Source organism: Apilactobacillus kunkeei (genome assembly GCF_001308195.1).
In the GTDB taxonomy this organism is placed as follows: domain Bacteria; phylum Bacillota; class Bacilli; order Lactobacillales; family Lactobacillaceae; genus Apilactobacillus; species Apilactobacillus kunkeei_C.
This window is the reverse complement of sequence record NZ_JXDF01000009.1, coordinates 1-11,690: the sequence shown is the minus strand read 5'-3', so window position 1 is coordinate 11,690 and position 11,690 is coordinate 1. Positions and strand designations below refer to the sequence as shown.

The 11,690-nt window shown below is 36.5% G+C and carries 14 protein-coding genes; 6 read left to right on the top strand and 8 right to left on the bottom strand.

Annotated features, from left to right (window positions below):
* Positions 1-43 precede the first annotated feature (43 nt).
* Complete coding sequence (locus RZ78_RS01320; RefSeq protein ID WP_054607890.1) at positions 44-766, top strand: hypothetical protein; 723 nt, start codon at positions 44-46, stop codon at positions 764-766.
* Between the two features lie 3 nt (positions 767-769).
* On the opposite strand, the gene RZ78_RS01315 is transcribed toward RZ78_RS01320, so the two are convergent.
* The 4 genes from RZ78_RS01315 to RZ78_RS01300 form a co-directional block, all read right to left on the bottom strand.
* Complete coding sequence (locus RZ78_RS01315; RefSeq protein WP_191978824.1) at positions 770-2,452, bottom strand: hypothetical protein; 1,683 nt, start codon at positions 2,450-2,452, stop codon at positions 770-772.
* 183 nt (positions 2,453-2,635) lie between these two features.
* Positions 2,636-4,402 carry a hypothetical protein gene (locus RZ78_RS01310; RefSeq protein WP_054607888.1) on the bottom strand — a complete coding sequence of 589 codons (1,767 nt, stop codon included), beginning with the start codon at positions 4,400-4,402 and terminating at the stop codon, positions 2,636-2,638.
* 15 nt (positions 4,403-4,417) lie between these two features.
* Complete coding sequence (locus RZ78_RS01305) at positions 4,418-5,284, bottom strand: DNA/RNA non-specific endonuclease (RefSeq protein ID WP_237756970.1); 867 nt, start codon at positions 5,282-5,284, stop codon at positions 4,418-4,420.
* 121 nt (positions 5,285-5,405) lie between these two features.
* Positions 5,406-6,770, bottom strand: a complete 1,365-nt coding sequence (locus RZ78_RS01300) for a hypothetical protein (protein ID WP_054607887.1) — start codon at positions 6,768-6,770, stop codon at positions 5,406-5,408.
* 173 nt (positions 6,771-6,943) lie between these two features.
* On the opposite strand from RZ78_RS01300, the gene RZ78_RS01295 reads away from it, so the two are divergent.
* From RZ78_RS01295 to RZ78_RS01285, 3 genes are all read left to right on the top strand, one after another.
* Entirely contained in the window at positions 6,944-7,201 is a 258-nt protein-coding gene (locus tag RZ78_RS01295) for a hypothetical protein (protein WP_054607886.1), read from the top strand.
* 73 nt (positions 7,202-7,274) lie between these two features.
* Positions 7,275-7,580 carry a hypothetical protein gene (locus RZ78_RS01290; RefSeq protein ID WP_054607885.1) on the top strand — a complete coding sequence of 102 codons (306 nt, stop codon included), beginning with the start codon at positions 7,275-7,277 and terminating at the stop codon, positions 7,578-7,580.
* 157 nt (positions 7,581-7,737) lie between these two features.
* Positions 7,738-8,631 (top strand): LysR family transcriptional regulator, encoded by an 894-nt coding sequence (locus tag RZ78_RS01285; protein WP_034531417.1) that lies wholly within the window; start codon positions 7,738-7,740, stop codon positions 8,629-8,631.
* A 36-nt stretch (positions 8,632-8,667) separates the two neighbouring features.
* Here RZ78_RS01285 and RZ78_RS01280 read toward each other — a convergent pair whose 3' ends face one another.
* The 3 genes from RZ78_RS01280 to RZ78_RS01270 form a co-directional block, all read right to left on the bottom strand.
* Positions 8,668-8,913, bottom strand: coding sequence for a DUF2922 domain-containing protein (locus RZ78_RS01280; protein ID WP_054607884.1), 246 nt, complete (start codon positions 8,911-8,913; stop codon positions 8,668-8,670).
* 21 nt (positions 8,914-8,934) lie between these two features.
* Positions 8,935-9,135 (bottom strand): hypothetical protein, encoded by a 201-nt coding sequence (locus RZ78_RS01275; protein ID WP_054607883.1) that lies wholly within the window; start codon positions 9,133-9,135, stop codon positions 8,935-8,937.
* A gap of 83 nt (positions 9,136-9,218) precedes the next feature.
* Positions 9,219-9,722 (bottom strand): sigma-70 family RNA polymerase sigma factor, encoded by a 504-nt coding sequence (locus RZ78_RS01270; protein WP_054607882.1) that lies wholly within the window; start codon positions 9,720-9,722, stop codon positions 9,219-9,221.
* Positions 9,723-9,888: 166 nt separating this feature from the next.
* Here RZ78_RS01270 and RZ78_RS01265 point away from each other — a divergent pair, with 166 nt between their 5' ends.
* A complete protein-coding gene (locus tag RZ78_RS01265; protein WP_054607881.1) occupies positions 9,889-10,323 on the top strand; it encodes a GNAT family N-acetyltransferase in 435 nt (144 codons plus the stop codon).
* A 38-nt stretch (positions 10,324-10,361) separates the two neighbouring features.
* Here the strand turns inward: RZ78_RS01265 and RZ78_RS01260 are convergent, their stop codons facing one another.
* Positions 10,362-10,925 carry a hypothetical protein gene (locus RZ78_RS01260; RefSeq protein WP_053792426.1) on the bottom strand — a complete coding sequence of 188 codons (564 nt, stop codon included), beginning with the start codon at positions 10,923-10,925 and terminating at the stop codon, positions 10,362-10,364.
* Between the two features lie 148 nt (positions 10,926-11,073).
* Here RZ78_RS01260 and RZ78_RS01255 point away from each other — a divergent pair, with 148 nt between their 5' ends.
* A complete protein-coding gene (locus RZ78_RS01255) occupies positions 11,074-11,580 on the top strand; it encodes a hypothetical protein (RefSeq protein ID WP_054607880.1) in 507 nt (168 codons plus the stop codon).
* The last annotated feature ends 110 nt before the right edge of the window (positions 11,581-11,690 follow it).

Here is an 11,690-nt window from a genome sequence, read left to right as displayed (position 1 = left end):
CGTGCTAGCTTGTTAAACGCAAAACACACGAGAGGATTTTTTTATGAATGAAACAAATTTGAAAAACGAAGCGATTGAAAGTAAGGATGGCACCACATTTGTCGATGTCGATAAACTACCGATTAGTCTGGTCAACCACCGTTTTAATTTCAAACAAATCAACTGGCATAACCTATTGATGCTGGTGGATGTTTACGACCGCAGCAAACGTTATGCGACCATGGTAATTGAAAATGGTTTTAACTTTTACTTACTGAAATCATCGACCACAGCTTTAATCAATAAGAAGTTGCAAATGGAATGCATGTTGCATAAACACTTCAATCGAAGTATCTGTGAGGAACTGCATATCAAAAATAAGTTTCCAATTTTAACCACCGAGGCATCACTAATTCCATTGCCATCCAGTCATAAGACTCGGTCCTACTCCTGGTTTAACGCCAACCTATTGAGCTATTGCATCCCCTATTCCACTGATAAGTTCTCCTACCTGTACATGCATGGCAAAGAAACGCACCTCAAGATCAATGCCAGTGGCTACTATCTGCAAAACAAATTCAAAGACCTGATGATGATTCATAACTTCATTATCTACTACACCCAAAAGAGTATTAGTTGTATCAACTTCGTCAAACAGAGTCGTTTTAACAATCCAAATTTGTCCTGTGCTAACTCGATCTTATTCGACGACCAAATATACCACAACATCTATTTAAAGACCGCTAAGTACATGTATGAGGATTATTTAGCAAATAAAAAAGAGTAACCATTACTGGTTACTCTTTTTGTTTTTAAATCTTCTGACAATGACATATCCGAAGACGCCGACCCAACTAAGTGTGGTAACTAGGAAGATAACATCCATTCCTAATCCAGTACGATAGGATACTGTTAACACATTTTTACCTGGTTTGGCCTTAACGGTGACAGCACCAACCTGACTGATGCGGGCTGGCTTAATCTTCTTACCGTTTAGAACTAACTTAGTGGCTGAGTACTTAACGACGGTTACTCTGAAGCGTCTAGTCTTTGAGTGATGGTTATACCATGTGACGGTCAATGATCCATCCTTGTTCACCTTCTTGGTGTAACCACCCTTAATTTTGAAGTTGTGTTTAATCAACTGACGGTGGTTATTTAGGTATGGATGCACATTAGCATAATTATCCTCATTGACTGCCTCAGTGGTTGGTAAGTAATCAGGCGTTGTCTTTAGGATATCGTTGATAAAGTATGATTTATTTGTACTTTCTAAATCTTGTAAGTAAGTACGATTATTTCTCTTGTTGTAGCTAAAAGCATGGTTAACCGGGATTACAGAATCATTGTTTTGTTTCATCGCAATGGTTTGAGACACTCCTAGGTTAATTGCTTGGAAGTTTAATTCCATGTTTAATGCAAAAACAAAGAAGAGCATTGCATAAGTGAATGCGCGACTTGGGTAGTGCAATGGTTTTAACGTCAAGGCATGCTTGTCGTTGGTTAAAATCATCCCTAGTAATAAGAAGAATAGGATGAATGGAACCACTGCAAAACGCTTTGGAAATTGCACCAATGTGGTTAGCTTTGGAAATTCAACTTGTAAACGAGTCCAAGGAACGATATTCGTTGATAAAACCAAGAAAGCAAAACCAACTGAACCCAATGTTCTAACAACGTAGTTTAACTTCTTCCATCTCGTAATCACATAATAGATAACATACAAGAATATCAATAGTTCCATTGGCTTAACAACACTTTGGATTGATTCACCATGTAGCGAAACCGTGAATAGTTGCATGCTAGTTTCGGGGAATGTTGGAATCAAGAAATTATGTCTAAAGATTGAAATCATAACTCCCCAAACGTTAAAGGTTAATGCAAGTGTTAACACAATTGCGATTAACCCATCCTTAATCATCTTCCACTTTTCCTTGGTTAGTACTAAAGAAACGATGATGATTGGAAGCGCAGCACCAAAGGCAATCAAACTGGAAACCACGTGGGTTTGAATTAGGACTGCCATTCCCACGGATACCCCTAGTACTGGAATCCTTAATTTTTGTAACATTAAAGTAATTCCAATGAAAAACAATGGCATTACCGCAGCTCCAACTCCGGTAAATTGTTGAGTGGTTACCCATAGAAACACTGATGATCCAACCATGTAAAGTGAACCCATCAAAATGGAGTAATCACGACTAACGCCGTTAACCTTACATAACCAATACATTGAAAATGCAGCGATTAACATCACTAGCATTGAGCTTACAATTTCAAATACAATCCAGTTGTAACTTAGCAACAGGACAAAGCCACCAATGTAGGCCACTACCGGTCCATACAAGGCATTGACAATTCTTCCTGTTTGTAAGAAACCGTAGTTCATTTGGAAGTAATTATAACTTCCATTTCTGATTTGCTCAGCAGTGTCATAAAAGCGGTTAAAGTGAAAAATCGTATCGTAGCTCAAAATTAACGTATTATTTAAAATCAAACCGCTAAGAGCAATCAACCCCAATAATCCAAACACGAGCAGCGGGAAAAAGCGGCTTTCATGAACTTTTTTAGCCGCATTTCTCAGTTGTTCCAAAACTATCCCTCCAGTAATCGGAAATTATTCATTTCCTCTAAAGCAACAAAAGGCCCATTCGGCCTACTTGTTGCGTCTAATTTTTGTTAATGCAAAAATTCCAAACAAAATCCAACTAATCCATGTTAGTACCATCATCAAACGAGTAGTAAATGAAGTTACATACTTGATGTTTACTCTATTATTACCCTTCTTGGCTGAGACGATTATTGCTCCTAGTTTAGTTGTCTTCACATTCTTGACGGTTCCATTAACCGTTACTTGTGTTTGGGCATACTTAACCAATGGAACTTGAATTTCTTGTGCTTTCTTTAGTTTAAACTTAATACTTAGTGATCCATCTTTTCTTACAATGTGTTTGAAATGAACCTTCTTATCATGGTTTCTTGCAATGTAATCATTGTAATACAATCTGTACGGATCTAGATTACTGTATTCAATATGTCCCGTAATTTGTTTATAAGAAGGAACATAGTCAGGAGTCGCCTTAATAATATCTTCTAGCAAGTATGAAAGATTGTGGCTTTGGGTGTCCTTTTGAATTGTTCTATGGTGTTTTCTTACATAGTAATAAAGTGAGTTGTCGTTCTTATTATTTTTGTGACGCTTAGTATTTAGGTTCACATAGTTAATACTACGTTGGTGGATGGCATAAAAGTCCAATCCGGTACTACCAAGAATCAATAATAAGATTGTTGCTACGACAACATAGTTACTCTTATGAGTATTATTTCTAATTTCATAGGTTAAAATTCGACCGAAAGTTACTAATAGGCATACAAACGCAATTACCAAGAAACGTTTTGGAAATTGAAGTGTGTATGATAACTGTGGAATAAGATATTGAAGAACTCCCCATGGGAAGTGACTCCAAGCCATAAATAAGAAGCAAAATCCAGTTAGTGCAGTTGTCTTAGTTAAGATATCGACTTGTTTGAATCTTCTAATAACAAAGTATAATACAAAAACGAATAAAATAAACTCGGTCGGTTTCATAATGTTCACTAATGATTGAACATTAAAGTTATATCCATAGGTACGAACGTGGGTTACAGGGTAGACTGAAAGTAAATGGTTGGTTGATGAAATGTAGATTAAGTTGTACCAAACATTAATCGTTAAAACCATTGTAATCAACGCCGCATAAATTGTATGTAGTAGCATACGCACACGTTGTTTTTTATCTACTGCGTTAATCATCCCTACAACAAAGAATGGAATAATGCCAAGCGAGGCAATCATTGCACTCATCAAGTGGGTTTCAATCAATAAACTCATTACGAATGCGAATCCGAAGAATGAGACGTCATTTTTTCTCACCATTTGGGTAGCATAAATCATGACAAATGGCACAAACATGGCCCCTACTCCGGTAAATTGTTGGGCAGTAACCCATTGCATTACCAATGAAGAGTACATGTAAATAAAGCCCATGAAAATAGCTGGGTACTTATCAACGTTGTTAACACGACATAGCTTGTACATTCCAAGAGCTGAAACAATTAACACAATTAAATCGGTTAAAATTTCGAACTTAAACCAGGTTCCAGCTAATAATAGTAGAAAACCACCTACGTAGGCTGCGACTGGTCCATACAAGGTACTTAGCATTCTACCTGTACCTAAGAAACCATAATTAGTTTGGAAATAACTAATCTTATGGTTCTTTAATTGCATTGCGGCATCGTAGAAACGGTTAAAGTGAAATAGTGAATCTGATCCCAAGAATGTTTGCTTCTTAACTAGTGGAATCGCAACGACTAATAACGCTAAAACTAAAAAGATAATAAATGGTGTTAACCATTTTAAAAACTGCTTTAATTTTTCCATCATTAATTCTCCTCATTATTCAGCTACGCTAGTTCCATTTGCGTAGTTCAGTTTGAATCCCTCTTGAATATTTTTAATGTAAACATTAAACGAAATTGCGTTACTCCCAACCGATTGGGCACGCATAATCACACCAGACGCTAAGAGGTTGTTCTTCTTAAACACCGGTTTAATTTGATATCTAACGTAGTGATGGTGATTACTGCGTAGATAGTATGCAACCTTATTTTCAAACGTACTCATCGCAGGATCATTTAATGAACGCGTTCCTGTCATCAGATTACGTAAGTTATTATTTTGACCTGTAAACTGATAGCCGATTAGATGACTTCTATTATATAACCATGTTCCGCCATCTCTTTTGTTATGCCAACCCGTAGGATCAACATATAAAGGTTCTCTTTTAACCTTTGGCATCAATGAATAGTTTAACATTGCATTCGCAGTGGTTGAACGATTGAGCTTATCCAAGCTACCGTATCTTGCCCATGCACCATGCTTTAGTGACATGTCGGACTTACTAAAGGCAGGATTATTACCATTTAGAATCACAATTTGATTGTTAGCAATCTTAGTCTTGCCACTATGACTAACTGCTTGTTTATGTATCTTTCTAGCCTTTTTGGCTGTTACCTTAGTAACGACAGTACGATTGGTGCTTTCGTCCTTGGCCAAAGTAAGACCACGTGATTGAGCCTGACTTAAGGTCACACGATAAACTTGGTGCGCCCGTTTTAAGCCCCAATCATTTCGATTATAGTAGTATCTTTTACCAGTTCTTGTAACATATACGTAGGTTTGTGCATTGACAGCTTGTCCAGAAACTGAAAAAAACATTAAAAGTACAGTTATCAATGACAAGAAAACTAAGAACTTTTTCAAATTTTATCACTCCGTTTTAATCTTATACATTAATAATAATAATACATATTAGTATAATATTCACTGAAAATTAAATAAAAGTAAAAAAGCCCCCCCCCTTTTTGGGAAGCTTTTTTATCTCTTATTTGTAGTAAAGAGTAACTGTTGGGTTACTTGCATCAATTGCGGTTGTGTCTACACCTACGAATTGAAGTGAACCGGCACCACTAGTTGATAGCTTTGATTGATCAATGCTTAGTAAGTTACGGTTAGTTAAGATTGACTTAACGGCATCGGAATTAATACTTTGACCATTTAGTACTAGTTTTTGATTCAATAAGTCTTGACCAGCTTCGTTTAGAGTAGTTACTAAATCAGATGAAGGAGTCAAAAGTACACCAGTATCTTTTTGTTTGATGGCAATTGTTAAACGAGTTGCTGGAACGGCATTTAGGTTGATGATGGCAGTTCCACCATTAACGATTGGTCCATCAGTATTGATAGCATTAGAATCAGTAGTGATTTGGTAGTTACTTGGGATAAACTTAGCGATTGAATCAGGAGTTACGACAGGAGTGCCGTTTACTGATAGATCTGATAAGTTAACAATCTTTGTGCTTACAAAGTTACCATTGTATTTAAATACTAGGTTATAAGTACTTGGTGTTGGTGTTGTGGTAGTTGGGTTAGTTTGTGTTTGCTTGTTATCAGTTGGTGTCTTAGCAGAAGTCTTCTTGTTAGAAGTCTTCTTAGTATCCTTCTTAGCATTAGGAGCAGTAGTGCTACCGCTGTAAATCCAACCATTAACACTCTTCTTCTTGGTGTCTTGAACGTAGTAGTATAACCAACCACGGGTATTGTATACGGCTGATTCAACAACGAAATCATCGTTGATATATGAAGCCTTCTTATGGCTAACTACACGCGCGTTGTAACGACTGAACTTAGGATAAGTCCATAGATTGTCTAGAATTTTAACGTTTACGTTGCTTGGGTTTGCACCGTATTTTAATGTTTTTGTAGCTGAAATTCCAGTGTTTTTAGTAATGCTATCTAGGTTATATTGGAAGTCATTTCTACCAACGTAGATCCAACCACGGTACTTACCACCTAAAGTGACAACGTGAGCGTAGTATAGACCGGTGTTAGTCTTAGCCATTCCATATACATAGAATACGTTTTCAGGTAGTTTCGATTTTGCTAAACGACGCATTGTTGCTTTATCGGCAACAACCTTAGCATTACCCAGTTTACCGGGTTTGTTCATGATACTAACGACCCCGTTTGATTTAGCATATGCAGCATTTTCTGCGAAATGAACTTTGTAGTATGTGACAGTTACTTTAGTTTGTTTTTTTGTGTGCTTCCCTGTTTTTACCTTTTTGGCAACACGTTTAGTAGTGACGTGTTTCTTGGCATTAGCAGTGGTTGTGTTAACTGCTGCTAATGAACCTAATGCAAAAAGAGTTAGTCCAGCATAGACTGTCTTCTTTAAAAATGATTGCATTTTGATTCCTCCAATAATTTTATAATCTAGATTATAACACATTTTAACTTTTTAACTATTTCATTAATAAATTGTCGTGTTTTATTAAATAATTTTAAAATCAGTGCCATACTTTAGACATTTAATCCAAAAAATATTAAAGTAAAGTAAAAAGATTAGTGGAGGTATTGCCAATGACAGAAACATTTAGTTCGAACAATCCAAGTACACACCTTTTGGCACAACTTAGATTACGGAACTATTTTGCTAGTTATCTAAAGCAAATTATCGCTAAAAAATTCGGCGACGATGAAAAATACCCACAGTTTGAACAACTTCTTAGTAAACAAAATAACTTCGAGGTTGTTAACTACCTACTAATCCTAACTGATAAATATCGTAATAATTCAGACCTATTAAACGTATTGATTGATATCATGCAAAGAGACTGATATCGTCTCCTTCGCTATTTGAGCTACGAACTCTTCTACTATCTTATATAGATATTTGAAAGGAGGAATTTATTTGCGTCAGTTATATAGAGGACTAAAATTGGATGCCAAGTTCGAGCAGGCCAATCAGCATCTCCGTCGCAAGCTACGTCAAAAAATCCAAAATAAGCTTATCAAATATGTCGGAGATAAACATTATTACCCCTGCAATAAGGCACTAGATAAAATCTACTGTGCCAATGATATGCACTACATGCTAGCAATCATTACCAGTTCACGGCCGAAGCCGCTGGAATATATTATCAAATGCGTAAATAACATGGATGCTCGCAGATATCATCGTTGGTCACAAGAAGCGTTTGGTTTTTGGTATCCATAATAAAAAAGACGCTATCATTTTGATAGCGTCTTTTATTCTATTCGAATTTATTTCGATAGTTTACATAATTTTTTTCAAATGGTTGTTACATATTTTGACAAAAACATATATAATCTAAAACAATAAGTTTTTTATTGTAGACGAGAGGATGATGTACATGATTTCTTTTTCATACCAAGCTTTTGTAACCGTAGTTAGCGAAGAGAGTTTTCACCACGCAGCTCAAAAGTTAGAAGTAACACCTTCTGCAATTTCTCATTCAATCGATAAACTAGAAAAACAACTTGGTTTCTCACTACTTATCCGTGATAGATCAGGAGTTAAGTTAACCGAAGATGGTAAGGATGTTCTTCCAATTATTCAAGATATCTTAAATAATGAAGAACGTCTTCAACAAGAAGCCAATAAAATCAAAGGACTAACTTCTGGAACAGTTAGACTAGGTGCTTTTAGTAGTGTCTGCATCAACTGGTTGCCAACGATTATACATAACTTTCATAGTCAATTTCCCAACGTCAAAGTTGAGCTGATTCAAAGTGACTTTAACGACATCACCCTCCAGGCGCGCCAAGGTAAAATCGACCTTGGTTTCACATGTCAGCCAATCAATGAAAGATTAGTAAAGGCCCTATTGGTAAAGGACAAGATTTACTGCATTACCCCTAAGGACTTCGTTCCAGCTAATGGTAAGTCAATTACCAAAAAGGATGTTGAAAACCAACACTTCATTCTACAAAAATCAGATTACGATGGTGATACCAAAGCAGTGTTAGATCAATACAACGTTGCTCCTAACTCAATTCAATTCAGTATCGATGACCAATCAATCATTGCAATGGTTGAATCAGGTCTTGGTATGGGAATTCTACCTAAGTTAGCGTTCCAAAGAATTAACGGTGACGTTTCACTATACCCATTTGATGATGATTTCTACCGTTCAATCTTTATGGTAATGAACTCAGTTCAAATGAAGACGCCTGCTGCACAAAAGATGGTGTCATGCATTCGTGAATTTATCGAATCAAATTATCCAGATGGATACCTAAAATAAAAAGCCGTGTTGCATAATGCAACACGACTTTTTTTATTACTTAGCAGAATTGTCAGTCTTGATTCGTTTGTCGAATAAAACTTGATTTGTGGTATCAATGATTTTAGCTGCCACTGGTTCTTGGTATAAGCTACCGTCCTTGTCACGGAATAGGTTTAATTCTGATAGGCGTTGCATGGCTGGCATTACCTTATCAGCACTTAGATCACCTTCTACATAGTTAAAACCTAAGTTCTTGTTCTTACCGTTTTCGCTCTTAAATGTTAATTCTAGTTTTTTCATTAATTTGTCCTCCAATTAAAATTAGCCCAAGTAGTTACTTTCTTGTACTAGTGTTACTCCATCGACTTTACCACCGGTTAATTCGGCAACAATTGCGGTTAGTTGAGCCATTTGTTCAGGTGATACTTCTTGAATTGCGTTGGCAATGTTACGTTTTCTCATAACCTTGTCGCTTCCTAAAGTATTAACTGTAATCTTTGACTTGTTCCATTTCTTTTCCATTGTGATTTACCTCTTTTTCCAATTTTCATAAGTGATTAGCGCCAACCCTTACACTATTAATAACGTGCCGACCTAAAAAAGTGTTACCCCAATTTGTAAAATTCTTCTTGGACGCCCTTCTTCCATTGATAGACCGTCTTTCGACTAACGTGATACTTTCTGGCAATATCGGTAACGGTCATCGATTCGTTATAGGCACAGCATAAAAACTTTCTTTGGTTAGTGGTACAGTGCAGCCAAAGTTGGTTCAACAAATCAATGCCGTCAATCTCATCATGTGGTGAAAAGCCATCACCATCTACTTCAGATTCGACATTAATAACGTGATCGTTGGTACGTTGCTGCTTTCTTAAAATATCTAGCAGGTGCCAATAGACCGCCTGAAATAGGTAGCCGCAAACCCGATTGTCATCTAGTTCGTCATTATATTGACTGTATTTTGTTGCCAGGTGGATAAAGCCCTCCTGCTTTAGGTCATCAAATTGTGGGTTATCAACTCTAATGTATAATCGTTTTAACACTCCATAGACAATGCCTACATGGTTTTCTTTCATTAAGAAATCAAAACCGGCATCTAAATTATTCATCTTAATCAATCCTTTTGCGTATTGATCAAGGGCCCTTGAACGATTAAAAAAATAGCATCGATTCGCAAAAATAACACCGCGCCTTTTTTGGCATAAAACTGCAAAATCTTACACTTTCAATATAAAAAATAGTAGAATAAAAATAATCAATCTAGGAGGTTGTGTCATGGAATGGAAAGTAAAAACATTTGATGAAATCACACGTGATGAACTATGGGCCATCTACTTTGCTCGTGTTCAAACCTTTGTGGTGGAACAAAAACGTCCTTACCAAGAAGTCGATGATGTCGACAAAAAAGCACTACATATCTGGGCTGAAGAAGATGGGCAACTACTAGCCTATGCCAGGGTCTTTCATGGGGAAGACCACACTTCATTTGGCAGAGTACTTACCACCCCTGCCGCTCGTGGCAAAGGATTGGGCAAGCAATTAATTGAACGTGTATTAAAGGAAATCGACGAACACTTCGATCATCCAAGAGTTGAAATCGATTCACAAGATGATAAAGAAGGCTTTTATGCCAAGTTTGGTTTCAAATCAGTTGGTGATGTATACGAGTTCCACCAAACTCCACACATTAAAATGATTTTGAACAAATAAAAAAATGCATGCAGATAATTTTTATCTACATGCATTTTTTAGTGCATAAATTCCTTAATTTTATTCATATCGATTACGCTAGATTCTTCTAGCTTCTTCAAGTTAAACTCAACCGGATTCAAATGGACCCTCGGATCGTTAACCATAAATTCGAATCCCAGTTGGAAATCCTTTTTTGAGATATCGTTGTGGGAAATGTCATCATGTTCGTGTTTGGCAATCGAGAAGGCCTCGGCAATGATACGGTTCAATTGTTCGTCATCACTGCTACGTTTGATTGAAATTGTAACGATATAGTCGTTGGAAATCGGACGCCACCTCGTTAATCCTTCCCTAAACAAATCCAAGTTCACACTGTGAGCCAACTCCTCACCATGTAGTGTCATATAGATGCGGTTTAACTTAATAAAGCCACTAGTGTTTAACTTTTCATCCAAGAAGTAGATGAAGACTCCCTGACCATTAACGGATGAACGATCGACTCTGATTCTCATTGGGGGCTGGCGGCGATTCAAATACAACGCAATGTATGCGGTGATAAATGTTCCAATCGCACTTGCTAGCTCGAAGATGTCGTTCCAACTTAGTGGTTCTAAATGCATTCAAGCATCCCCTTTCCTTCATGAATTTAGCGCCTAAAAATCATTTAGATTAATTAATCAAATCATAACATTTTTATTTATGATTGTATTGATTAAGAAATCCTTTGTATTATAATTATCAAAAATAAGTCAACGAGGAGCAAGTTTAATGAATAACCAAGCATTCAAAAAGAGCATTCTAATTTACGGTGGCGTAATTTTGGTCCTTTTCACATTCTTTAACACTTACATATTTCCAATCCTATTAGACGAAAGAATATCATTTAACCTAGCGTCTCTTTACCACGGTCTACTACCAATCGTTATGTTCTTTCTCTACTACACCATCGCTTCACTGTTTACAAATAAAATCGTGACCATCATTGTCTACACTTTTTATTTACTATCCGCATCTACTCATTTAGCTTCAACAATTCTAGGAGTATTAGCTGGACTATACTGGTCAGCTTCTCTTAACCTATTAGTCGGCTTGCTATATATCTGGTTAGCATTTGAATTCACAATGGTAGTCAACAATATCATTAATCACATTGATCGAAACAATTATTTCCAATCATGGTTATCAGGAATTTCCAAATTCTTTTTTACCAACAAACCACTAATCATCGGTATCATCATCTTCTACGTAATTAATATTCTTACTAATAATCCATAATAAAAAAGCAGCCACATTGGGAACTGCAACTATTATTTTGAACAAATAAATAAAAGCAGCTTTCTAACTCTTTAATTGGGCAACTGATTTTCTGTATTCTACAGGGGATT